General features: G+C 40.2%; 24 protein-coding genes. 12 read left to right on the forward strand and 12 right to left on the reverse strand.

Annotated features, from left to right (window positions below; translation table 11 throughout):
* The first annotated feature begins 40 nt into the window (after nt 1–40).
* Nucleotides 41–1,705, forward strand: coding sequence for a DNA repair protein RecN (gene recN, locus FNT16_RS16890; RefSeq protein WP_143872688.1), 1,665 nt, complete (start codon nt 41–43; stop codon nt 1,703–1,705).
* Nucleotides 1,706–1,837: 132 nt separating this feature from the next.
* Here recN and FNT16_RS16895 read toward each other — a convergent pair whose 3' ends face one another.
* Complete coding sequence (locus tag FNT16_RS16895; protein WP_143872689.1) at nt 1,838–2,575, reverse strand: TerC family protein; 738 nt, start codon at nt 2,573–2,575, stop codon at nt 1,838–1,840.
* Nucleotides 2,576–2,649: 74 nt separating this feature from the next.
* Nucleotides 2,650–5,700, reverse strand: a complete 3,051-nt coding sequence (gene ydiJ / locus FNT16_RS16900; RefSeq protein WP_143872690.1) for a D-2-hydroxyglutarate dehydrogenase YdiJ — start codon at nt 5,698–5,700, stop codon at nt 2,650–2,652.
* Between the two features lie 112 nt (nt 5,701–5,812).
* On the opposite strand from ydiJ, the gene FNT16_RS16905 reads away from it, so the two are divergent.
* The gene (locus FNT16_RS16905) at nt 5,813–6,571 is read left to right on the forward strand and encodes a substrate-binding periplasmic protein (protein ID WP_143872691.1); all 759 of its coding nucleotides are present in this window, start codon (nt 5,813–5,815) and stop codon (nt 6,569–6,571) included.
* Between the two features lie 12 nt (nt 6,572–6,583).
* Here the strand turns inward: FNT16_RS16905 and FNT16_RS16910 are convergent, their stop codons facing one another.
* From FNT16_RS16910 to FNT16_RS16945, 8 genes are all read right to left on the reverse strand, one after another.
* On the reverse strand, nt 6,584–7,240 hold the full coding sequence (locus FNT16_RS16910; protein ID WP_143872692.1) for a class I SAM-dependent methyltransferase: 657 nt from the start codon (nt 7,238–7,240) through the stop codon (nt 6,584–6,586).
* A 114-nt stretch (nt 7,241–7,354) separates the two neighbouring features.
* A complete protein-coding gene (locus tag FNT16_RS16915) occupies nt 7,355–7,708 on the reverse strand; it encodes a VOC family protein (RefSeq protein WP_143872693.1) in 354 nt (117 codons plus the stop codon).
* 112 nt (nt 7,709–7,820) lie between these two features.
* Complete coding sequence (locus FNT16_RS21035) at nt 7,821–7,991, reverse strand: PhzF family phenazine biosynthesis protein (protein WP_143873012.1); 171 nt, start codon at nt 7,989–7,991, stop codon at nt 7,821–7,823.
* Nucleotides 7,992–8,059: 68 nt separating this feature from the next.
* Nucleotides 8,060–8,521 (reverse strand): methyltransferase family protein, encoded by a 462-nt coding sequence (locus tag FNT16_RS16925; protein ID WP_143872694.1) that lies wholly within the window; start codon nt 8,519–8,521, stop codon nt 8,060–8,062.
* A complete protein-coding gene (locus FNT16_RS16930; RefSeq protein ID WP_143872695.1) occupies nt 8,518–8,865 on the reverse strand; it encodes a hypothetical protein in 348 nt (115 codons plus the stop codon). Before FNT16_RS16930 ends, FNT16_RS16925 begins: the two co-directional genes overlap by 4 nt.
* A gap of 74 nt (nt 8,866–8,939) precedes the next feature.
* Nucleotides 8,940–9,794 (reverse strand): segregation and condensation protein A, encoded by an 855-nt coding sequence (locus FNT16_RS16935; protein WP_143872696.1) that lies wholly within the window; start codon nt 9,792–9,794, stop codon nt 8,940–8,942.
* Entirely contained in the window at nt 9,794–10,414 is a 621-nt protein-coding gene (locus FNT16_RS16940) for an L-threonylcarbamoyladenylate synthase (RefSeq protein WP_143872697.1), read from the reverse strand. The genes FNT16_RS16935 and FNT16_RS16940 overlap by 1 nt, the downstream gene beginning before the upstream one ends.
* Nucleotides 10,415–10,427: 13 nt before the next feature.
* Entirely contained in the window at nt 10,428–11,282 is an 855-nt protein-coding gene (locus FNT16_RS16945; protein ID WP_143872698.1) for a PHP domain-containing protein, read from the reverse strand.
* Between the two features lie 389 nt (nt 11,283–11,671).
* Here FNT16_RS16945 and FNT16_RS16950 point away from each other — a divergent pair, with 389 nt between their 5' ends.
* From FNT16_RS16950 to FNT16_RS16985, 8 genes are read left to right on the forward strand one after another with little or no spacing between them, the layout of a single operon-like run.
* A complete protein-coding gene (locus tag FNT16_RS16950; protein ID WP_143872699.1) occupies nt 11,672–13,201 on the forward strand; it encodes an anthranilate synthase component 1 in 1,530 nt (509 codons plus the stop codon).
* A gap of 2 nt (nt 13,202–13,203) precedes the next feature.
* Complete coding sequence (locus tag FNT16_RS16955) at nt 13,204–13,806, forward strand: aminodeoxychorismate/anthranilate synthase component II (protein ID WP_143872700.1); 603 nt, start codon at nt 13,204–13,206, stop codon at nt 13,804–13,806.
* Between the two features lie 2 nt (nt 13,807–13,808).
* Nucleotides 13,809–14,816: an anthranilate phosphoribosyltransferase gene (gene trpD / locus FNT16_RS16960; RefSeq protein WP_143872701.1), complete on the forward strand. Its 1,008-nt coding sequence runs from the start codon at nt 13,809–13,811 to the stop codon at nt 14,814–14,816.
* Nucleotides 14,809–16,179 (forward strand): bifunctional indole-3-glycerol-phosphate synthase TrpC/phosphoribosylanthranilate isomerase TrpF, encoded by a 1,371-nt coding sequence (gene trpCF / locus FNT16_RS16965; RefSeq protein WP_143872702.1) that lies wholly within the window; start codon nt 14,809–14,811, stop codon nt 16,177–16,179. Before trpD ends, trpCF begins: the two co-directional genes overlap by 8 nt.
* Nucleotides 16,180–16,186: 7 nt before the next feature.
* Entirely contained in the window at nt 16,187–17,380 is a 1,194-nt protein-coding gene (gene trpB / locus FNT16_RS16970) for a tryptophan synthase subunit beta (RefSeq protein WP_143872703.1), read from the forward strand.
* Nucleotides 17,373–18,188, forward strand: a complete 816-nt coding sequence (trpA, locus tag FNT16_RS16975) for a tryptophan synthase subunit alpha (RefSeq protein WP_143872704.1) — start codon at nt 17,373–17,375, stop codon at nt 18,186–18,188. Before trpB ends, trpA begins: the two co-directional genes overlap by 8 nt.
* A gap of 15 nt (nt 18,189–18,203) precedes the next feature.
* Nucleotides 18,204–18,752, forward strand: coding sequence for a septation protein A (locus tag FNT16_RS16980; protein ID WP_143872705.1), 549 nt, complete (start codon nt 18,204–18,206; stop codon nt 18,750–18,752).
* Complete coding sequence (locus FNT16_RS16985; RefSeq protein WP_143872706.1) at nt 18,752–19,051, forward strand: YciI family protein; 300 nt, start codon at nt 18,752–18,754, stop codon at nt 19,049–19,051. Before FNT16_RS16980 ends, FNT16_RS16985 begins: the two co-directional genes overlap by 1 nt.
* Nucleotides 19,052–19,169: 118 nt before the next feature.
* Here FNT16_RS16985 and FNT16_RS16990 read toward each other — a convergent pair whose 3' ends face one another.
* Both FNT16_RS16990 and FNT16_RS16995 read right to left on the reverse strand, forming a co-directional pair.
* Entirely contained in the window at nt 19,170–19,961 is a 792-nt protein-coding gene (locus tag FNT16_RS16990) for a DUF2189 domain-containing protein (protein WP_143872707.1), read from the reverse strand.
* Between the two features lie 40 nt (nt 19,962–20,001).
* Entirely contained in the window at nt 20,002–20,526 is a 525-nt protein-coding gene (locus FNT16_RS16995; protein WP_143872708.1) for a hypothetical protein, read from the reverse strand.
* A gap of 202 nt (nt 20,527–20,728) precedes the next feature.
* On the opposite strand from FNT16_RS16995, the gene FNT16_RS17000 reads away from it, so the two are divergent.
* Both FNT16_RS17000 and yfbR read left to right on the forward strand, forming a co-directional pair.
* Nucleotides 20,729–21,943 carry a pyridoxal phosphate-dependent aminotransferase gene (locus tag FNT16_RS17000; protein WP_143872709.1) on the forward strand — a complete coding sequence of 405 codons (1,215 nt, stop codon included), beginning with the start codon at nt 20,729–20,731 and terminating at the stop codon, nt 21,941–21,943.
* A gap of 1 nt (nt 21,944) precedes the next feature.
* Complete coding sequence (gene yfbR, locus FNT16_RS17005; RefSeq protein ID WP_143872710.1) at nt 21,945–22,544, forward strand: 5'-deoxynucleotidase; 600 nt, start codon at nt 21,945–21,947, stop codon at nt 22,542–22,544.
* The last annotated feature ends 56 nt before the right edge of the window (nt 22,545–22,600 follow it).

Consider the following 22,600-nt stretch of genomic DNA (forward strand, 5'->3'; position numbering starts at 1 on the left):
ATGTATACAGTATTTAATTTCTGGTTTTGGAGAATCATCCATGTTGACGCAATTGTACGTAAAAGATTTTGCTATTGTTGAATCCTTGGATATCGAAGTCGATCCGGGCATGACAACAATCACAGGTGAAACGGGTGCAGGTAAATCTATATCTATTGATGCCTTAAGCCTGTGTTTAGGCAGCCGGGCCGAAGCGTCTATGGTACGCCCTGGTGCTGATAAAACAGAGGTTTGTGCGACATTTAATATCAGCCAAATCCAATCTGCTAAAAATTGGCTGCTAGAACAAGACATGCTAGAAGTTGATCAACAGGAATGTATTGTCCGTCGAGTGATTACAGCGGAAGGCCGCTCACGTGCTTATATTAACGGCGCGCCTGTCCCTGCCCAATTATTACGTTCATTTGCACCCCATTTGGTGAATATCCATGGCCAACACGCTCATCAGTTATTATTGAAACCTGATTATCAATTGTCTTTAGTTGACCAATTTGCCGGGCATAAACACTTATTGGCACAGACAACTCTTGCTTATCAGGGTTGGAATAAACTTAAACAAGAACTCAAAAAACTCGATGAAGAACAAGCGCAACGTGAAGCCAGATATCAATTATTGGAATATCAGGTTGCTGAGCTAGATGAATTTGCTTTGCAAGAAGGTGAATTTAAAGAAGTTGAGGCAGAGCACAAGCGTTTATCAAACTCGGTTACCTTGTTAACAGATAGCCAGCAATGTTATGGCTTATTATATGAAAATGATGAACAAACAGTTGTCGGGCTAGTACAGCATATTCAACAAAAATTAATTGATTTATCACGCTTTGATTCAGGGCTCGGCAACATTACCCAAATGTTAACAGATGCTGAAATTCAATTAAAAGAAGCCAGTTATGAACTAAGGGATTACATTGAATCGCAAGAGCCGGATCCAGAAAGGTTAAATCTGCTAGACGAGCGTTTATCAACAGCACTTGAATTAGCGCGTAAGCATAAAGTTTCACCAGAAGATCTGCATATAGAACATGCTAAATTAGCCGCTGAGTTAAATGAAATTAAGCGCTGCGATGAGGCAAACGTGCAATTGCAAATTGAAGTTGAAAATGCTCGAGAACAATACTGGCAGGCAGCAAATGCGCTGACTGAGAGTAGAAAAGAATCGGCAGAAAAACTGTCCGAACTTATCACCGCGAGTATGCAAAAATTGAATATGAAACAAGGCTTATTCAAAGTTGAACTTAGCAATTGCGAAAAACCGACTAAAAATGGTTCAGACAATATTGAATTTTTAGTATGCGCAAACCCGGGGCAACCTTTACAAGCAATGAGCAAAGTTGCATCGGGTGGAGAACTTTCTCGAATCAGCTTAGCGATTCAAGTACTCACTGCAGAAAAATCTGAAACCCCCACCTTAATCTTTGATGAAGTGGATGTTGGCATTAGTGGGCCAACTGCAGCAGTTGTCGGTCAAATGCTTAGGCAAATTGGCGAATCAACTCAGGTAATTTGTGTAACTCACCTACCCCAGGTAGCCGCATGTGGCCATCAACAAATGCAAGTTAGCAAATCGAACAACGCATCCTCAACGCAAACAACGATGGTAAAATTAACCACTGAACAACGCATTGAAGAACTTGCTCGTCTCTTGGGCGGTGATGTAATTACTAAAAATACATTGGAAAATGCCAGAGAGTTGTTGGTGGGTTAACAAGACAAGTGTTTATTGGGCAAATATAAAATTTAAAACGTCAGTAAAGGGAGAGCCATTTTCCCTTTATTGCGGTTCGAGGGGTTACAAACACTAAATTTCACTGTGCTCGTACCCCTTGTTGTTCTAAATTTAATCTGCCTCGGCAACTTTTTGTCTGGCTTTAATTTTACGCAGCCGCATGTTCATTAACTCGATACTGACAGAGAAGAACATCGCAAAATAAATATAGCCTTTAGGTATGTGTAAATCTAAACCTTCGCCCATTAAGGTTATCCCAATAAGCATCAAAAAGGATAGTGCTAAAATTTTAATGGTTGGATTATTATCAACAAAATCAGAAATGGCTTTTGCAGTGAGTAACATCACGAGTACTGAAATCAAGATAGCGATAACCATAATGGATACATGCTGCACTAAACCCACAGCTGTAATAACAGAATCTAATGAAAACACCACGTCTAAAATAGCAATTTGAATCAGTACACTGACAAATCCCACTTTAATTTTGCTTTTATCTGGGCCATGTACATCAGGATCTAGCGCATTGTGAATTTCAAACGTTGCTTTAGCCAGTAAAAATAAACCACCGCCAAGTAATACTAAATCCCGACCGGAAATCTCATTTCCTAAAATACTAAACCAAGGGTGAATTAATTCGGTTACCCAAACAATACCCAACAATAAAACAAGACGTGACAATAATGCGAGTGAAATACCCAGTTTTCGCGCTTTATCACGCTGCGCTTCGGGTAATTTTGAAACAAGAATAGAAATGAAGATGATATTATCGACACCCAGAACAATTTCGAGTCCGATCAAAGCAAATAAAGCTATCCAAGCATTCGCGTCGTACATCCATTCAAACATAAAATAAACCTTATAAAATAGTGCGATATTGCATTGCGCAAATATCGCACGACTTTACAGCAGATTAAAGCAGATTATTGAATAATTTTTAATAATGCCTGCACTGGATGTTGAGGTTTAAAACCATCTTCTCTTTTTACTTGTGAACGGCATGAATACCCCGTCGCTAATATCTCTTCCGGCTTATTCTGCTTAACCTTATCCGCCCAGCTCATTTGATAAATCTGTTTAGAATTGTCTAGGTGCGAAGCTTCGTGACCATAGGTACCAGCCATACCACAACAACCAACCGCAACAGGTGTCAGTTGCGCGCCCACTTTAGCAAATATACTTTGCCAATCTTTATGGGTACTGGCAATGGCCGTTTTTTCAGAACAATGTGAAAACAATTTATACTGTGTTTGCACTGTTTCAGATACCGCAGGAAATGCAACATCCTTCAACCATTCGTGTGGTAACAACACATTAAAATCACCACGCTGTTCGCCCAATGCTTTTTGATACTCGTCTCGATAACACAATACAAGACTCGGGTCGGTACCCACCAGCGTTATTTTGAGTTCATCTAACTGGTTCAAAAAATCAGCCGCAGTTTTAGCGGTTTGCGCAAAGCGTTTTAAAAAACCTTTCACGTGTTGTGGTTTACCATTTGGCACAAAAGGTAAAATAATCGGCGTATAACCTAATTTAGCAATCAGCTTGACCCAATCAGCCACCACGTCGGCATCATAAAATGAAGTGAAGGGATCTTGCACAATCGCGACCAATTTAAGTCTTTGTGCTTCCGACATTTGTTGAATACGGGCTAGATCCCAATCCAGCACATTCACATCACCCACTTGTTTATGCAGTGGTGGCACACTTAACAAAGGGGTATCCACATAACCAACTGTCTTTTTAATCAATGCCTTTAGCGGTGCACTATCAACAAGAAAGTTGAACAGTCTTGGCGCTTTAGCCATTAACGGCGCACTGTTTTCAATTGAGGCAACTAAATAATCTTTAAGTGGCCGCGCATAACGCGCATAATACAGTTGTAAAAACCTTGCTCTAAAGCCAGGTACATCAACCTTTATCGGGCATTGACTCGAACAAGCTTTACAAGCCAAACACTCATCCATCGCTTCCATCACTTCATGAGAGTAATCATATTCGCCCTGATTTTTTTTCTTTTTATTGCGCCTGCGGGCAAACCAAGAAGAATCATCATCTCCTTTTAATATCGCTTTTTCTTCATCATTAAAATCAATGCCCTGATTACTTAATTGCCTTAACCATTCACGCATTAAACCCGCTCGCCCTTTTGGACTATGACGACGATCACGCGTTACTTTGTAAGATGGACACATCGGACTACTAGCATCCCAGTTAAAACACAAGCCATTACCATTACAATTCATGGCAGTTTCAACACTTTCTTTAACTTCAACGGGAATTTGCCTGTCGAAATAACCGCGCTTAGTATCGTCAACCGAGACCAATTTTTCGTCTGAACTGATAGGCGTACAAATCTTACCCGGATTGACTCGATTCAATGGATCAAACACAGATTTAATTTTACGTAGCTCTAAAAATAAAGATTCGCCAAAAAACTCTGGGCCATATTCACTGCGATATCCTTTACCATGTTCGCCCCACATCAAACCACCATATTTGGCCGTTAAGGCGACCACTTTGTCTGAAATCTGGCGCAAAATAACTTCTTGTTCGGGATCGTTCATATCCAACGCAGGCCGCACATGCAATACCCCAGCATCAACATGTCCAAACATGCCATAGTTGAGCTGATAACTATCCAGCAGCTCACGAAACTCCATAATAAAATCAGCTAAATTTTCAGGCGGTACCGCTGTATCTTCAGCAAATGCGATCGGCTTTTTACTGCCTTTAGTGTTCCCCAACAAACCAACCGCTTTTTTACGCATTTCGTAAATCAGACCAATACTGGGCAAATCAGTTGTCACCTGATAACCGATAATGCCACCTTCACCAGTACTCACCATCTGCTCTAAACGTTCAGTTAACTGTTCTAGCTTGTAATCTATTTCAGCTTGCTCAACAGCATTAAATTCAACGATGTTAATGCCTTCGAGTGTTTTGCCTGGAACATCTTCAATCAGATGTTTAACCGATTCCCAAATAATATCTTCTCTGGCAAGGTTTAATACTTTACTGTCAATCGTTTCAACCGATGTTGCGTTGGCTTCAACTAAAAATGGTGCATTGCGCAGAGCTGATTCAAAGCTATCGTATTTAACATTAACCAATGTTTTGTATGGCGCGATGGGCGTAATATTTAATTTAGCTTCAGCGACAAAAGCAAGCGACCCTTCAGAGCCTGTGATAATGCGACTTAAATCAAATTCAGTAAGATCATCGTTAAAAACATGCTCTAAGTCATAACCGGTTAAAAAACGGTTTAAACGGGGAAATTTATCTAGTATCTGTGAACGTTTTTCGCGACAAGTTGCCAATACTTGACGATAAACATGTCCAATGTTTGTATCTTGCTGTGCAATTTTTTCAGCATTGGTTGTTGACGTTTTCTCGGTTGTTAATACCTCACCAGATAATAATACACTGGTTAAACCTAATACATGATCACTGGTTTTTCCGTATACCAGAGAACCTTGCCCAGAGGCATCTGTATTAACCATGCCGCCAATAGTTGCCCTGTTACTCGTGCTTAAATCTGGGGCAAAAAAGTAACCATGTGGTTTCAAAAACGCATTGAGTTGATCTTTAACAACCCCTGCCTGCACTTTGACCCAGCCTTCTCGTGCATTAAAGTCCAGTATTTGGTTCATATGCCGGCTGACATCAACAACAATCCCGGTTGTTAATGACTGGCCATTGGTTCCAGTTCCACCACCGCGCGGCGAGAATTTAACAGCTTGATATTGCGGTTTGCTGGCCAGCTTTGTCAGTATAACTAGATCATCTGTCGATTTTGGCAAAACAACAGCCTGTGGCAGTGCCTGATACACACTGTTGTCGGTAGATACGGAAAAACGACTGGCATAACTTGTTTCAATATCACCGGAAAAGTCTGATTTATCTAATTCATTTAAAAATTCGAGATAAATTTTTTCAATTGCATCAACAGCAGTCAAACGTGGGATCATGTAGTTTCAATATCTCATATTTAATTTGCGACAGATTATATCAAGATTGCTCGCAAAGAACCAAAGCAAAGACTAATCTTAATTAAGCCAAAACCAAAAACAGATTGTTAAAATGAATATCGGCCAAAACTTGAGTTTAAAATCTATCCTTGTAGTCTGTTTACTAATATTTGCTGCACTGCCCAAATTAGGCTTTGCAACCACAACGGAGTCACATTTAAAATTTGTCGTACCTCATTTTCCACCTTATACCTTCATTGAAAATGGCACTTGGCATGGTGAAGGCTATAAAATGGCAACAGAAGCTTTAAAACAAGCTAAAATTGCCTTTACCATCAAACCCGTGTCTAACTATGGCAAAGCATTTGCCATGCTTAAATCAGGACATGCTGATGGTTTTTTTCTTGCATCACAAAATGAGCAGAGAGATAAAATAGCCGTTTTTAGCCAGTCAATCGTCACCAATCATTGGAAGTGGTACGTTCTTAAAGACATTAAGGATTCACCATACAGCAAATATTTTAAAGATAATTATCGTATTGCCAGCCATTTAAACGCCAACACACATATTTGGTTAAAAGAAAACGGCTATCGGGTAGAAGCAGTGGTAGATGTTGCTAGCATAGCGCTGATGCTAGAAAAAAATAGGTTTGAAGCCGTCTTATTAGCTGAGAAAGTGTTTGAGCAAACAGCTTTACAGCAAAATATCTCGCTCGCAAGTTTTAACCAATACCTACATAGCAATCGAGAGTTTGGTATTTATATTAGCAAAAAGAAAGTGCACCAAAACCCAGAAATAATGCGACGCCTGAATCAAGCTATATTGCAGATCCAGACAAAACATATAAATCAGAACTCCTTGTCCCAATAAACGAAAAGGCCTCTAAGCTGCGCGATTAAACTTCCATATTCGGCCTTTAAATGGCTTTTCTAAAAAATCAGTATGTACCGGTACAGACTGCTGACATGCAAAACCATATGCCATCATTTTTTTACTAAAACGGCTTTGCTGGCCCCTACCTGGGTCCACTAATATCACTTCACATTGAGGTTTTGCATGCGCTGCAATAAAATCAGACAATAATGCAATATGCTCTGCTTCATATAGTAAATCGCTGCCAACTATCATATCAAACTGGCCTAAAACCGTTTCACCGTCATTCCAATCAACTCGTGTAAAAGGTATCGACTGTCCTTTATTTAAGCGCACATTTTCAGCTAAAAAGCGACCAGCTTCTGGGTGATAATCAGTAGCTGTCACATTGGCATGGCGGGCGTTTAACAGCAAACTAGACAAACCGATACCACAACCGACTTCTAAAATTCTCTTATTTTCAACTTGATAGTCACTCAAATAATGCGCTAACACTAACCCAGATGGCCAAACAATCCCAAACAAAGGCCAAGATGCTGACGAGATACCTAAAGCTTCGGCTTCACCTTTACTATCATCATATTGTTGATTATCAAATAAAGTGCGTAAATGGATATCATAATTATCAAACTCGACGGTTTGATAACGGACTCGGGCAGTGGTCATGTAATACCTAATAAGTAAAAGCCTGAATCCGAATGGACAAGAAGCAGGAATATATATAACAAAGATTATATCTTTTTTACTTAGCTTTGGCGAATAATAAGCCGAATGGTGAGTTTAACGATCAGACCAAACAGCTAATTCATTGCCGCTTGGCTCTGTAAAATGAAAACGTCGACCGCCGGGAAATTCAAATATGTCTTTAATAATTTGTCCCCCTGCGGCGATAATTTTTTGTTGCGTATCCGCCAAGTCTTCACTGTATAAAACAATTAACGCACTTCCGTTACCGGCGCTGGCGTTTAAATCTGCCTGATAAAAGCCACCGTCCAGACCCGAATTCGAAAAAGCGGTATACTCAGTGCCATAGTCAACAAAAGTCCAGCAAAATACTTGTTCGAAAAATGCTTTTGTCGAATGAATATCCCGCGTGGCGAATTCGACGTAATTAATTTTTTCATGTTGTTTCATATCATTATCTGCCCTTTTAAATAATCTACCGCCTGCCCTTCAATAAATACGCAATAAATACGCAATCACCGTCAATCAAAAGTTTAATAGCCCCGGTCTTTTCGATAATTGTTTAGCAACAAGCTGATTTTTTAATCAGTTTTTTAGCCCAGCAAGGTACCATAATGCAATGAGCTGAGCCTGTCACCGGATCTTCATCGATACCACACTTTGGATAAAAACACCGACTGACAAAGTCACAGCCTTCGCCCCGCGCACTGACAACTCCCCCTCTAAGCGGTATGAATTACGCCGCAGGGTTGCCAGACAATACTTGATTTGTAATCGCATCTACTTGATATATTTCTAATGTCATAACCAGCGTCTCACCTGCTGACAGTAATTGCGATAATCAATTGGGAAAATTTTTCTTAACGCTTGCTCTTCCGGGTAAATCTGAAATCGATTCATGTAAATGACGAAACTAAACGAGAACACTAAAGCCAGAATATTTGTTAAATAAAAACCCCACGCTATCAGCATAAATAACATAGCCAGATACATAGGGTTTCTGCTGTAACTAAAAACGCCGTTTGTTACTAAGTGACTTGCTGTATTGACTTTCACTGGGTTTACCGTTGTATTCGCACGTTTAAAATCGCGCACAGCTAACAAGCCAATGATGATTGCTGCAAGTAAAAATAATGCAGCCAGACGTTTGTTATACGGCAAAATGCCGATATGCAAATGCGTGATGTTTGCTAATACCCACATCAGAGCTGCAATTATCAAAACCACAAAAACAGGTGGTATTCTAGTTTCTAGCCATTTCATAGCGAACTCGTGTAACTGAAGCTAAAGTACAGATTGCAAATCACAGATAAAATACAAAACAGCGCAGCTAAACCTAAAACCACTTTACAATTTCGACGATAATTTGAAACTCTATCATCATGAGAAACATTATCTGTCCCCGCTTTAATCACCTTATCAATAAAGCTAATTTGTACGGTTTGCTTAGTAAACCCCATTCTTTTTATCGTAGCTTGCTGCCAAAGCTCTGGATAGTGATTTTTGATATGTCTTAGCATTTGTTTACGTTGCCATGCATAAAGCAGCAGGCAAATTGAAGAGAGTATAAAAAAATGCTCTGCTATGTTGAGAGTGAAATAATCCATAAATGTCCCTATTTTATCTTTAAGTGTTTATATACAGTACCGTTTAAACGGGCTTTTCATTGTATATCAATCATTCAACCTGTAACGGAATCATCATAGTGACTGAGTTCAAAGTTTGCCAGTTTGACATGAATATCGGTAAAAACCTGATTTTGAATCAACGTGATACTTTTTTCTTTTACCAGCTCCAATATTGCGAGAAAAGTGACAACCACACCACTTGGCCCTTCTTTCACCGCAAAAAAGTCAGCAAAAGGATAATAGTCACTAGTTGTTAATTTTTCCAGTATATCGGCCATTCGCGCGCGGGTTGATAATACTTCAGGTTTAATCTGATGATGCTTAAAGTTATCGGCTCGCTTTAACACAGCCGCAAAGGCCATGACAATTTCTTGCATATCGACATCTGGCTGGATCACAACAGGCTTACAATTATTTGCAACCGCTACAGATGCAGTATAAAAATCCCTGTCTTTGCGTGGCAACTCATCTATTTCAGCGGCGGCTTTTTTAATAACCTCATACTCTTGTAAACGCCTAACCAGTTCAGCGCGCGGATCTGCCTCTTCTTCTTCATCGCGCTTCAACTTAGGTAACAACACTCTGGACTTAATTTCTGCCAGCATGGCCGCCATCACTAAATACTCAGCGGCCAGTTCAAGATTTACATCTTTCATTACCTCAACATATTCCATGTACTGCTGAGTAATTTGATTAATTGGAATATCCGCTATTTCAAATTTTTGCTTTCGTATTAAATATAAAAGTAAATCAAGCGGACCTTCGAATGATTCTAAAATCACTTCCAGTGCTTCAGGTGGGATAAATAAATCTTCTGGCTTTTCAATAACCGCCTCGCCGCGCACATATGCGAGCGGCAATTCTTGTTGTATGGGAGCAGTTGCAACAATTTCAGCGGTTTCAGTCATCAACTAAAAGGTGCTATATCACCATTTCCTTCACGGATTACAACGGGTAATTCATCATATAAATCAACAACGGTTGTTGGGGTTTCTTGCAATATACCGCCGTGAATAATCAGGTCAACCGAGTGCTCTAACTTGTCGCGGATCTCTTCCGGATCAGCTTCAGCAAAATTATTACCCGGTAAAATCAAGCTTGACGACATTAAGGGTTCACCCAAGGTTTCTAATAACTGCAACGCAATTGCATTGTTCGGGATGCGAATACCAATGCTTTTTCGTTTCGGATTCTGCAGGCGCTTGGGAACTTCACGTGTTGCTTTGAATATAAAAGTATAGGGCCCAGGTGTATTGTTTTTTAACATCCGAAAAGCCGTATTTCCCACTTTAGCATACAGTGACAATTCAGAAACATCTTTACACATCATCGTAAAATCATGATCCATTTCGAGTTGTCGGATACGACATATTCTTTCTAACGCTGCTTTGTCTCCCACTTGACAACCAATAGCATAGCCAGAGTCAGTCGGATAAACCACGACGCCACCTTTGCGGATAATTTCACATGCTTGGTTGAGTAACCGCTTTTGCGGATTTTCTGGATGAACATAGAAAAATTGACTCATGTAAATGCACTCCTTAAGCGATTTTCAGATTCCAAGTTGCCCAAATAGGCTGACAACTTTGAGGCAAGGGTAACAAATCTCCAAGCTCAGTATAAGATGAAACACGATGAAAGTCTGAACCTTGTGACGCTTTTAATGAGGCACCATGCGCATAATTAGCCAATTGGATTAATTCATTGTTGTTTTGCCGCGGTAAGGCCACTTCAATCGCATCCCCTTTTGCGAGAGCAAAATCATCAACTAACTTTTTAATCCATTTATTTTTTAAATCATACCTTGTCGGATGCGCTAATACCGCCTGCCCACCGACTGATTGTATCAGGGCGACTGCATCTTCTAACGACATCCAGTCTGGCGTTGTATAGGCTTTGCCTTTGCGCCCTAAATATTTATCAAAAGCCTGCTGTATACGTGTCACATAACCATTGTTTAATAAATGACGTGCAAAGTGCACACGGGAAATACTCTCGCCACCCGCCATTTTTTTAACCGTATCAAATAATACCTCTGCGTCTAGCTCGGGTATCACGCGTGCAAGTTTGCTTGCTATCCTAAATGCACGTGCTTCTCGTTCATTTTGTTGACGTTCTAAAGCAGCCACCAAGTTGACATTGTCAATGTCAATATTTAAGCCAACTACATGTATTTCAAAACCATGCCAGCGTGTAGAAATTTCAACGCCATGAATCAATTGCAACGGCAGATTAAACGCTTCAATTGCATTTTGTGCTGGATTGATCGCCGCCACAGTATCATGATCGGTTATCGCTAAAACAGACACACCTTTATTTGCAGCACGTAACACGAGTTCTTTCGGCGTTAACTCACCATCTGAACAATTTGTGTGACTGTGTAAATCAATTTTCATCTACGACACCATGCAATTTTCATTTTAAAAACAGTTGACTTTAACACAGATATGCGTTTCATTAGACATATTAATTTTATGACTGGAATTTGTCATGTTAAACACAGCTTTCAAAACAACCGAAATTATTTCGGCACACAACTTAGTTTGGTGGTGGTCCTTCACTTAGGTGCGGGTCAGCTGTGTATTGTTTAAACAAAACATAAAAAAGCCCGCAAAAGCGGGCTTTTTTATTTTCTGATTCAGGTACAATATGTCGCGTGCATTTTAGCAACAAAACAAAGTGAGAGGGACTTGTGAATAATTTTACAAATGATTCAAAGCGTTGGCGAAACTGTTAAGAACAAAACGCAACTTACCTTTTTTGTTTTAACAGTCAGAATTAAATTATGAAAACTCAACTTATTACGAATAAAAAATCGACACAATACATTGCAGATCCGTTAACTGTGTACAGCACACTGGCAAAAGACCACACGCATTCGCTTTTGCTTGAATCCGCAGAAATTGACAGTAAAGACAATTTAAAAAGCATCTTGTTACTAGATGCTTGTCTGCGACTTGAATGTAACGGTCATCAAGTGATTGCTCAAGCTTTGAATACAAATGCAGGTCCTGTGCTCAACTATCTAAAAGATAGCTTGCAGAAATTTGTCATTCAGGATGACAATGCATCGATAACTTTTGCCTTCCCGCTTCCTCTAAATGAGCTCAATGAAGACGAAAGATTAAAAACGGCCAACCCTTTTGAAGTGTTACGAGTGCTTCTAACCATTGACAACCCGGATGCTCCGTTATTTTTGGGTGGCGTCTTTGGCTACGATATGCTTGCAGTTGTTGAATCATTGCCAGATGCAAGTGCCGGAGAAAATACTTGCCCGGACTATTTGTTCTATTTAGCTGAAAACACGCTGGTGTGTGATCATCAAAACCAAACGGCTGAATTAACCTGTTATAGTTTTTCCGCTGAACATGCCAGTAGTGCAAAAGCTCAACTAAACCAATATGATGAACAGCTACGTCAAATAAGTGCACCTACCGATACCATTAAACCGGCTTCAAATAAGCCTGAGGTTCGAGTAGATGTGAGTGATGAAGAATTTTGCCAATCTGTTGTCAAGCTGAAACAACATATTAAAAAAGGTGACATTTTCCAAGTTGTTCCTTCAAGAACCTTTAGCTTACCTTGTGTCGATTCTGTTGCTGCATATAAAATGCTGAAAAAACAAAATCCTAGCCCTTATATGTTCTATATGCGTGATCAAGAATTTGAACTTTTTGGTGCCTCACCCGAATCAGCAGTCAAATACACTAAACAAGATAACGAAGTTGAAATCTATCCTATTGCCGGAACACGCCGTCGTGGTTTTAATCCAGATGGCAGTATTAATTTAGATTTAGACAGCAGAATTGAACAAGAATTACGTAGCGATCAAAAAGAGTTGGCCGAGCACATGATGTTAGTGGATTTGGCTAGAAATGATGTCGCTCGTGTATCTGAGCCAGGTACACGACATGTCTGCGACTTGCAAAAAGTCGACAGATACTCATTTGTCATGCATTTAGTCTCACGTGTTAAAGGTCAGCTACGTCGTGACTTAGACGCATTGCACGCTTATCAGGCCTGCTTAAATATGGGCACACTGGTTGGCGCGCCTAAAGTGCGCGCTGCGGAGTTAATTCGTCATACTGAACAAAAACGCCGTGGCAGTTACGGTGGCGCTGTGGGTTATTTAACCAGTCGTGGTGATATGGATACCTGCATTGTGATTCGCTCTGCTTTTGTTAAAGACAAAACTGCGCATGTTCAAGCCGGTGCCGGTGTTGTATATGATTCGATCCCGCAATCAGAAGCAGATGAAACACGCAGTAAAGCACAAGCGGTTATCAACGCAATTATTTCGGCACAGGAGGCATAGCCATGACAACCACAGTATTTTTATTAGATAACTTTGATTCATTTACATACAATCTAGTAGATGAACTTAAAAGCATAGGTTTTGAACTGATTGTCTATCGCAATAATGTTTCAGCCGAGCTCATACTGCAAAAAATGAAATCCTGCGAAAATCCAGTCGTGCTGATGTTATCTCCAGGCCCTGGGAGTCCAGACCAAGCTGGTTGTATGCCTGAGTTGATTTTAAAAGCAAAAGGATTATTTCCAATCATTGGTATTTGTTTAGGGCATCAAGCGATAGTTGAAGCTTATGGTGGAAAGGTCGGTACCTCAGGTGAAATTATGCATGGCAAAGCATCCGGTGTTAAACATAACGAACACCCAGTATTTACAGATTTAGTTAATCCACTATTTGTCGCGCGCTACCACTCACTAATGGCAACCGAAGTACCAACGAGTTTAACCCTGATTGCTGAAGTAAATGACATTCCGATGGCTGTAATTAACGAACAAGATCGAGTTTTAGGCTATCAATTCCACCCAGAAAGCATCTTAACGACTTTCGGTTCAAAATTGCTAAGACAAAGCCTTAACTATTTAACGCGTGAAGAAAATAACAAGGAATAAACATGCTAAGTTTTGTAAATAATACCTTTGCCGGTAAAGATTCAAGCAAACAAGAAACATTAGCGTTTTTTAATCAGGTTATGGCAGGCTCCATTGACCCAATTCTATTGGCAGGTGTACTGGGCGCTTTAAAAATTAAAGGGGAAACCCCGGAAGAAATCGCGGGCGCAGCCTCTGCAATGCGGGAAAATGCGCTGGCGTTTGAACGTCCTGAATATTTAATAGCAGACAGTTGTGGAACAGGTGGAGATGGCGCTGATACAATAAATATATCTACAACAGCAGCCATTGTTGCAGCTGCTTGCGGGTTAAAAATGACCAAACATGGCAATCGAAGCGTATCCAGTAAATCGGGTTCTTCCGATTTGCTAGAAGGTTTGGGGATTAATTTAACACCGAGCCCACAGCAAGCTCGTAAATGCTTGGATCAAGCCGGAATTTGTTTTTTCTTTGCACCGCAATACCATGCCGGTGTTAAGCATGCCATGCCCGTGCGTCAAACACTAAAAACCCGAACCATCTTCAATATACTAGGTCCACTAGCCAACCCTGCAGCGCCCGACATTCAATTATTAGGTGTATATTCACCAGATTTATTACGTCCGATTGCAGAAACACTGGCACAACTAAATTTAAAACGTGCAATGGTTGTACATGGTAGTGGGTTAGACGAAATTGCACTACACGGAACAACACAAGTCTGTGAATTAAACGATGGAAAAATTCTAGAATATACACTAACCCCAGCAGATTTTGCTTTAGACAGTTGTCAACTAATTGATATCAAAGGTGGTTTACCGGAAGAAAACAAACAAATTTGTTTAGATATGTTATCGGGTAATGGAAAAACTGCACATATGAATGCTGTCGCAATTAACGTTTCAGCACTCTTGTATATGTCCGGATTGGCACAAGATCTAAAACAAGGTGCACAATTAGCACTCGATGCAATGCGCTCAGGCAAAGCATTAAAAACTTTAAATCAATTTGCGGAGCTTTCTCATGGCTAATGTTTTAGAAAAAATTTGTGCTGATAAAATGATTGAAGTCGATCAGCAAAAAAAAGAACGTCCTCTATCCTCTTTTGTTGATACATTAAAACCATCAGACAGAAGTTTATACGCAGCATTATCCAAACCTGCGGCTGGTTTTATTTTAGAGTGCAAAAAGGCCAGTCCATCAAAAGGTTTAATTCGCGATGACTTTAATCTAGACCAAATTATCGCCGCATATTCGCCTTATGCCGCTGGCATTTCAGTTTTAACCGACAAAAAGTACTTTCAAGGCGATCACGAATACCTTAAATACGTGCGAGAACGCGTAACGCAGCCGTGTTTATGTAAAGATTTTATGATTGACCCGTACCAAGTACATTTAGCAAGATACTATGGTGCAGACGCCATTTTATTAATGTTATCCGTGCTAAGCGATGAGCAGTACACGCTTTTGGCCGATCTTGCTAAGCAGTATGATCTAGACATATTAACAGAAGTTTCTAATGAAGAAGAATTGACTCGTGCAATTGAACTGGATGCGAAAATCATCGGTATAAACAACAGAAATTTACGTGATCTGTCAACCAATTTACAAACGACACGAGACTTAGCACCGAAAATACCGCAAGGCCGTTTAATCATTTCAGAATCTGGCATTTATACCCATGATCATGTTTCTGAATTAGCAAAATATGCGGATGGATTTTTAGTCGGCAGTTCATTAATGGCACAAGATAACGTTGCTTTGGCAGTGCAAAAACTGATTGTCGGCGAAAATAAAGTCTGTGGTTTAACTCGGGCTGAAGATGCGATGGCGGCACAACATGCAGGGGCAATTTATGGCGGACTTATTTTTGCCGAGAAGTCACCTCGCTGTGTCTCACCTGAACAAGCCCACCAAATTATCGAAAGTGTGGATTTGCAGTATGTCGGGGTTTTTGTTAATGCTCCTGTGCTAAAAATTGCCGACCTAACCGAACAACTCGGCCTAAGTGTCGTGCAATTACATGGTGAAGAAGACCAGGCATATATAGACAAACTTAAACCCAAATTACCGGAAGGTGTCCAAATATGGAAAGCACACAACCCGACTATATCACCACTGCCTGAGCTGCATGGTATTGACCGCTGGTTAATTGATTCTGGCACTAAAGAGCAACCAGGCGGCACCGGAAAAGCGTTAAATTGGTCAGCATTAGATTTAAAGCAAACTAATTTACCCTTTATGTTGGCGGGCGGCATTTCAACAAATAACGCAACAGATGCCGCGAAGTTGGGTGCAATTGGCCTAGATATCAATTCAGGTGCCGAATCTAAGCCTGGAATAAAATGCGCGGACAAATTAAAAGCGATCTTTAACGCTTTAAGACAATATTGAGGAAATTATGACTAAACATTTAGATGCCTATTTTGGCGAGTTTGGTGGCATGTATGTACCAGAACTATTGGTACCCGCCCTTGAACAACTTGAACAAGAGTTTATTGCATCACAAGAAGATCCTGAGTTTAAAAAAGAATTTGAACAGTTATTGGCTGAGTATGCGGGCCGCCCCACCCCTTTAACTTTAACTCGCAACTTTTCCCCTAACCCATTGGCTAAAATTTACCTAAAACGTGAAGACTTGCTGCATGGCGGCGCGCACAAAACCAATCAGGTACTGGGTCAGGCTTTATTAACCAAAAGAATGGGTAAGAAACGAGTAATAGCTGAAACGGGCGCCGGTCAGCATGGTGTTGCGACCGCACTTGCTTGTGCGCTGTTGGGCTTAGAATGCCGAATTTATATGGGGGCCAAAGACTGCGAAAGACAACAACCCAATGTTTTTCGAATGAAGTTAATGGGCGCTGAAGTTATCCCTGTCGATGCGGGCTCAGGTACCTTAAAAGATGCAGTAAATGAAGCGCTTCGCGACTGGTCTGCAAACTATGAAGACAGCCACTATTTATTAGGTACTGCAGCGGGTCCTCATCCATTCCCGACGCTGGTACGTGAATTTCAGAAAATGATTGGCGAAGAAGCAAAAGAGCAAATCATCAAAGCTGAAGGAAAGTTACCAGACTATGTTGTTGCTTGTGTGGGCGGTGGGTCTAATGCAATTGGTATGTTTGCTGATTTTATAGACGAAAAAGACGTCAAGTTGGTTGGCGTAGAACCGGGTGGCCATGGCCTTTCAACGCTAAAACACGGAGCAACTATTTGCAAAGGAACCAAAGGTGTATTGCATGGTGCCATTACCTACATAATGCAGGATGAAGACGGTCAAATCGAAGAATCATATTCGGTATCGGCAGGTTTAGATTACCCAGCTGTCGGGCCTCAACATGCTTATTTACATTCGACCGGTCGAGCAGAATATGTCGCTGCAACCGATGAAGAAGCATTAGAAGCATTTCAAAAATTATGCCGCTGCGAAGGTATCATTCCAGCGTTAGAATCATCGCATGCTTTAGCACATGGTTATAAATTAGCAAAAGCTGCTGATAAAGAAACAATTATCGTGATTAACTTATCTGGCCGTGGAGATAAAGACTTGGCACACGTTCATCGAGTATTAGAGCAAGGAGGCCATTATGAATAAACGCTACTCTCAATTATTTACGAGCTTAGAAGAGCGCAACGAAGGTGCATTTGTGCCATTTGTAACAATTGGCGATCCAAATTTAGCCACCTCATTAGAGGTTATCAAAGCGCTTATTGATGGGGGAGCTGATGCTTTAGAGTTAGGGATTCCTTATTCAGACCCAATTGCTGATGGCCCGACGATTCAAAAGGCAAATATCCGAGCTCTAGATGCCAAAGTAAAACCCAAAGATTGTTTTGAAATACTTAAAGCAGTGCGTGAATATAATGCAGATATCCCAATTGGTTTACTACTGTATAGCAACTTAGTCTTTGCCAAAGGCATTGATGCCTTTTATGCTCAATGTGCCGCAGTTGGCGTTGACTCAGTATTAGTTGCAGACGTACCTGCCCGTGAAAGTAGCTTGTTTAGAGACGCGGCGAAACAACACTCAATAGATGCGATTTTTATTGCGCCACCCAATGGCACTAAAGCGTCTTTACAACGTGTTGCGGAATATGGTTCGGGATATACTTACCTGTTAAGTCGCGCTGGGGTAACAGGGACTGAAACGGAAGCGGCCATGCCAGTCGATACCATCATTAAAACATTGAACGACTACAATGCACCGCCAACATTATTAGGCTTTGGTATATCGAAACCTGAACATGTAAAAACAGCCATCAAAGCGGGTGCGCATGGGGCTATCAGTGGTTCTGCGGTAGTAAAACTAATCGAAAACAATTTAGATAACGCGGAAAAAATGGTCTCTGAAATAAAGTCATTTGTTGCAGCCATGAAAGAAGCAACTAAAGCAAGTTCATAAAACAAGCGGAAACTTATGCAAAATTTGTTTGAATATCTACATATCGCGGTCTTTTTTATTGTATATAAAACCGTTGATATTTATTGGGCAACAGCAGCGTTAATTGGCACGACAGCGCTGCATACGATTTACGAATGGATTAAACAAAAAAAATTGCCTAAAAAGCAATTTATCATGTTTGTGATTGTCCTGATAATGGGGGGGTTAACCCTTTATTTTAGAGACGATGCATTTATCAAATGGAAAGTAACAATAGTAAATGCTGCGTTTGCCATTGGTATATTTATCAGTCAGGCCGTCTTTAAAGTTTGTCCAATGGAAACCATATTGGGTAAAGAAATACAGTTACCTGCCCGTCTATGGGCTAAAATCTCGTACTCTTGGAGTGCTTTTTTTGCAGCGATTGCAGTACTCAACTTGTACGTAGCATATAACTTTTCACAAGATTTCTGGGTTAATTTTAAACTGTTTGGTTTAATGGGCTTAACTTTATTATTTACCATAGCAACCATTGCATTTATCTACCCCCACTTGCCGAAAGAACAAAAAGAGGACGAAAATTAATGTGGTATGTCATTTTCAGTCAAGACGTAGAAAACAGCTTGCCGCTGCGCAAAAAGTCACGCGCTGCTCACTTAGCAAGATTAAACCAGTTAAAAGATGAAGGACGACTAATGGTGGCTGGGCCAAACCCAGCTATTGATTCTGAAGAGCCAAGTGAAGCTGGCTTTACCGGTTCAACCGTTATCGCAAAATTTGCATCACTGCAAGCTGCACAGGCATGGGCTGATGCAGATCCTTACATAGAAGCCGGTGTTTATAAAAGCGTTGTTGTAAAGCCGTTTAAAGTGGCACTGCCTTAGAGGCTTACAACTCGTTTACGATAATATATATTTAAGTGTAAGCGCTAAGCGCAGAAAGGGCTGCCATTCAACCTGTCAGCCTTTTTTATTTAAAAATCACTCACTACCTCAATACGGGTTATTCGTAATTTCTTTTTCGTTTAGTTGTAATCGTTGCGATATAGCCATGCCAAGTTGCAAACCCTAATAACGGCATTAACACTAAAAATGCAATAAACTGGGTTAAAAAGCCAATCACAACCGATACCGCGATAATGAAGGCCCAAAGACACATAACACCTTTATTCGACCAAACTGCATTGATACTCGATAACACAGCGGTCATTAAATCGACTCTTCGTTCAACTAAAATAGGTTGTGTAAAGGCACTAATTAAAAACACAATACCTGCCAACAACGCCCCAACGCCAGTGCCTAGCGCAAGGAATGGTAATAGTTCTGAAAAATCATCAGATACATAAGGTGGGTATAGTGCATGTATCAATGACGCAATCCTTAACCAAAAAATCATAATCACCAGCAATAAAATCGCGAAAGCCCACTCATGTACACTATTGCGATGCATTGCTTTAATACTATGCCATAATGTTGGCTTATGGCCTTTCTCAAACTCCCAGCTTACATCATAGAGTCCAGCTGCCAAAAATGGCCCAATTAACATAAAACACACCACAGCCGGTGCAATTAACAAATGGTTACTTGTCATAGACACCAAATACATAATACCCATAGGTACCAGTGTAAAAATAATGCCATAAAATAAAGTGACTAATGGTGCTTTGGTTAAATCCATCAGACCTAAGCGCAACCAATTAAATGGATCGCTCCAATCTAATGCATTGCATGGTATTACACGTCCTAACTCATTGTCATGTAGCGCATTTTCTTCTTTTCGCATGGTATGTGACATAGCAAGCTCCCCTTTGATTGCCTGTTACTATATATCGCACTCAAGCACAAAAAAAACTGTCATTTTCATTGTGCTGTCGTGATAAAACTTTCATATTTGGATGATTTTTCAGGATTTGGGCGATGATTTTGTTTTGTTTTGATTGAGCGCAATCAATCAGCATAATCAACTGCCCTTGGCTTAACTCTTTATGAAATTCAGCTATCTTTCGATTTTCTCGAGTGACCCCAATTAAAGCACCAAGCCAAGCAAATAAAGCAACAAAGGTAGCCAATGCAATTAGATAATGCGCTACTGTATGTTGCCAGTCTGAAGGCTGAAACTCCAACAATAAAACCATAAAACATAAAGCAGAAAACAAACCGAAAGTTGCACCACTTTTACTACTTTCGACGATGTCTGTTTCTTCTAAAACGTTGGCTTCATGCAATTGGTGACGATTTAAAAGCTGATTATCAGCTCCAATAAAACGCACTTGATCATCCACTAATCCCATCTTTTTTAGTTCCATTTCAATATGGTGTCCTTCTTTCGCACTGCTAACCAAAAACTGAAATTGGCTCATAACGACCCCTAATAAGAAATGGCTTCATATTAAATATAGACAACAGATAAGAGATCGCACAATATTTTTTACATAATTCACCAATTTATTACAAATAAATTTCTAGACTGAGGAAAAAATAGCTAAATTTCAGTAATTCTCAATCAACTAATAAAATCTTGCGGTAGAATAATCGCATTTAAAGTCTCAGGTAATTTTTTCCATGAAGTTAATCAAGCAGTCAAACAAACTGCAAAACGTCTGTTATGACATTCGAGGGCCCGTACTTAAAGAAGCGAAAAGATTAGAAGAAGAAGGCCACCGAGTTTTAAAGTTAAATATAGGTAATCCAGCGCCATTTGGTTTTGAAGCACCCGATGACATCTTAAAAGACGTGATCAGAAACCTACCGACATCTCAAGGTTACTGCGATTCTAAAGGGATCTACTCGGCGCGTGTCGCGGTCATGCAATACTATCAGCAAAAAGGACTACGAGACATCAGCGTTGAAGACATTTATATCGGTAATGGTGTGAGTGAACTGATTGTCATGTCTATGCAAGGTTTACTGAACATAGGCGATGAAGTGCTCGTGCCTTCGCCGGATTATCCTCTATGGACAGCGGCAGTTGAATTATCTGGTGGTCATGCTGTGCATTATTTATGCGATGAAGAAAGTGAATGGGCACCTGATATTGCCGACATAAATGCAAAAATAACAGAAAAAACCAAAGCCATTGTGTTAATTAATCCAAACAACCCAACTGGCGCAGTCTACAGTGACGAAACTTTAAAGCACATAGTTGCAGTTGCTCGGCAGCATGGACTCATTATTTTTAGTGACGAGATCTACGATAAGGTTTTGTATGATGGTGTTCAACATAAACCAACTTCCACTTTCTCAGATGATATTTTAACGGTGACCTTTGGCGGTTTATCAAAAAACTATCGAATCGCTGGATTTCGTGCGGGCTGGATGATGTTAAGTGGTGCGAAACATTTGGCCGAAAGTTATGTAGAAGGTTTAGATATGTTGGCGTCTATGCGTTTATGCGCAAATGTCCCCTGCCAACATGCCATTCAAACGGCACTCGGCGGATATCAAAGTATCAATGAACTGATTGCTGAAGGTGGACGTTTATACGAGCAAACGATGTTCGCATGGCAGCGCATTAATCAAATTGATGGCATAAGCTGCGTTAAACCTAAGGGCGCAATGTATTTATTTCCCAAAATAGATACAGAGAAATTTAACATTAAAGATGATCAACAATTCATTTTAGATTTTCTACGCCAAGAAAAAATACTGATGGTTCACGGCAGCGGATTTAACTGGTCAAAACCTGACCACTTTAGAATAGTGACCCTGCCTCATTTAGAAATATTAGAACAGGCATTTGATAAATTAGAACACTTCTTAAAGAGGTACCAACAATAATATGACCGATTCTATAAAGAGCAGCCACTTTTTTGCCTATATGGCACGTATGAAGTTGATAAATCGATGGCCGTTAATGCGCAATACCTTAATTGAAAATGTCCAAGAACATAGTTTACAAGTGGCAATGATTGCCCATGCATTGGCCATTATTAAAAATGAATACTTTGAAGGCAATGTCAATCCAGATGCAATCGCAACATTAGCAATTTTCCACGACGCATCAGAAGTTTTAACTGGAGACTTGCCGAATCCGGTTAAATATTTTAATCCAGAAATAGCCCAAGAATATAAAAAGATTGAAAAGATTGCCGAACAAAAGTTAGTAGATATGCTACCCAAGCGTCTACAGAAGCATTATCAACCATTGGTTTGCTCTGATGCGCATGACAAAAATGACTATAAACTGGTGAAAGCAGCTGACATTATTAGTGCGTACTTAAAAACCATTGAAGAAATGAACGCCGGTAATCATGAATTTAATCGAGCACAAGAAAGACTCAGAGAGACATTAAAGGCGTTTAATTGCCCAGAAGCTGAAATGTTTTTACAAATATTTGAACCTGGTTTCAGCCTAAGTTTAGATGCGATTACAGAATAAAACTAAAAAACAAAACCAAATTGATAACTTCTACGTAACTAGTATGGACAAAACAA

The organism is Catenovulum sediminis, assembly GCF_007289895.1.
Lineage (GTDB): Bacteria > Pseudomonadota > Gammaproteobacteria > Enterobacterales > Alteromonadaceae > Catenovulum > Catenovulum sediminis.

What these genes read in the sequence shown, in the direction of transcription:
- recN (WP_143872688.1), top strand. Translation starts at nt 41, where the DNA reads ATGTTGACGCAATTGTACGTAAAAGATTTTGCTATTGTTGAATCCTTG.
- FNT16_RS16895 (WP_143872689.1), bottom strand. Translation starts at nt 2,575, where the DNA reads ATGTTTGAATGGATGTACGACGCGAATGCTTGGATAGCTTTATTTGCT.
- ydiJ (WP_143872690.1), bottom strand. Translation starts at nt 5,700, where the DNA reads ATGATCCCACGTTTGACTGCTGTTGATGCAATTGAAAAAATTTATCTC.
- FNT16_RS16905 (WP_143872691.1), top strand. Translation starts at nt 5,813, where the DNA reads ATGAATATCGGCCAAAACTTGAGTTTAAAATCTATCCTTGTAGTCTGT.
- FNT16_RS16910 (WP_143872692.1), bottom strand. Translation starts at nt 7,240, where the DNA reads ATGACCACTGCCCGAGTCCGTTATCAAACCGTCGAGTTTGATAATTAT.
- FNT16_RS16915 (WP_143872693.1), bottom strand. Translation starts at nt 7,708, where the DNA reads ATGAAACAACATGAAAAAATTAATTACGTCGAATTCGCCACGCGGGAT.
- FNT16_RS16925 (WP_143872694.1), bottom strand. Translation starts at nt 8,521, where the DNA reads ATGAAATGGCTAGAAACTAGAATACCACCTGTTTTTGTGGTTTTGATA.
- FNT16_RS16930 (WP_143872695.1), bottom strand. Translation starts at nt 8,865, where the DNA reads ATGGATTATTTCACTCTCAACATAGCAGAGCATTTTTTTATACTCTCT.
- FNT16_RS16935 (WP_143872696.1), bottom strand. Translation starts at nt 9,794, where the DNA reads ATGACTGAAACCGCTGAAATTGTTGCAACTGCTCCCATACAACAAGAA.
- FNT16_RS16940 (WP_143872697.1), bottom strand. Translation starts at nt 10,414, where the DNA reads ATGAGTCAATTTTTCTATGTTCATCCAGAAAATCCGCAAAAGCGGTTA.
- FNT16_RS16945 (WP_143872698.1), bottom strand. Translation starts at nt 11,282, where the DNA reads ATGAAAATTGATTTACACAGTCACACAAATTGTTCAGATGGTGAGTTA.
- FNT16_RS16950 (WP_143872699.1), top strand. Translation starts at nt 11,672, where the DNA reads ATGAAAACTCAACTTATTACGAATAAAAAATCGACACAATACATTGCA.
- FNT16_RS16955 (WP_143872700.1), top strand. Translation starts at nt 13,204, where the DNA reads ATGACAACCACAGTATTTTTATTAGATAACTTTGATTCATTTACATAC.
- trpD (WP_143872701.1), top strand. Translation starts at nt 13,809, where the DNA reads ATGCTAAGTTTTGTAAATAATACCTTTGCCGGTAAAGATTCAAGCAAA.
- trpCF (WP_143872702.1), top strand. Translation starts at nt 14,809, where the DNA reads ATGGCTAATGTTTTAGAAAAAATTTGTGCTGATAAAATGATTGAAGTC.
- trpB (WP_143872703.1), top strand. Translation starts at nt 16,187, where the DNA reads ATGACTAAACATTTAGATGCCTATTTTGGCGAGTTTGGTGGCATGTAT.
- trpA (WP_143872704.1), top strand. Translation starts at nt 17,373, where the DNA reads ATGAATAAACGCTACTCTCAATTATTTACGAGCTTAGAAGAGCGCAAC.
- FNT16_RS16980 (WP_143872705.1), top strand. Translation starts at nt 18,204, where the DNA reads ATGCAAAATTTGTTTGAATATCTACATATCGCGGTCTTTTTTATTGTA.
- FNT16_RS16985 (WP_143872706.1), top strand. Translation starts at nt 18,752, where the DNA reads ATGTGGTATGTCATTTTCAGTCAAGACGTAGAAAACAGCTTGCCGCTG.
- FNT16_RS16990 (WP_143872707.1), bottom strand. Translation starts at nt 19,961, where the DNA reads ATGTCACATACCATGCGAAAAGAAGAAAATGCGCTACATGACAATGAG.
- FNT16_RS16995 (WP_143872708.1), bottom strand. Translation starts at nt 20,526, where the DNA reads ATGAGCCAATTTCAGTTTTTGGTTAGCAGTGCGAAAGAAGGACACCAT.
- FNT16_RS17000 (WP_143872709.1), top strand. Translation starts at nt 20,729, where the DNA reads ATGAAGTTAATCAAGCAGTCAAACAAACTGCAAAACGTCTGTTATGAC.
- yfbR (WP_143872710.1), top strand. Translation starts at nt 21,945, where the DNA reads ATGACCGATTCTATAAAGAGCAGCCACTTTTTTGCCTATATGGCACGT.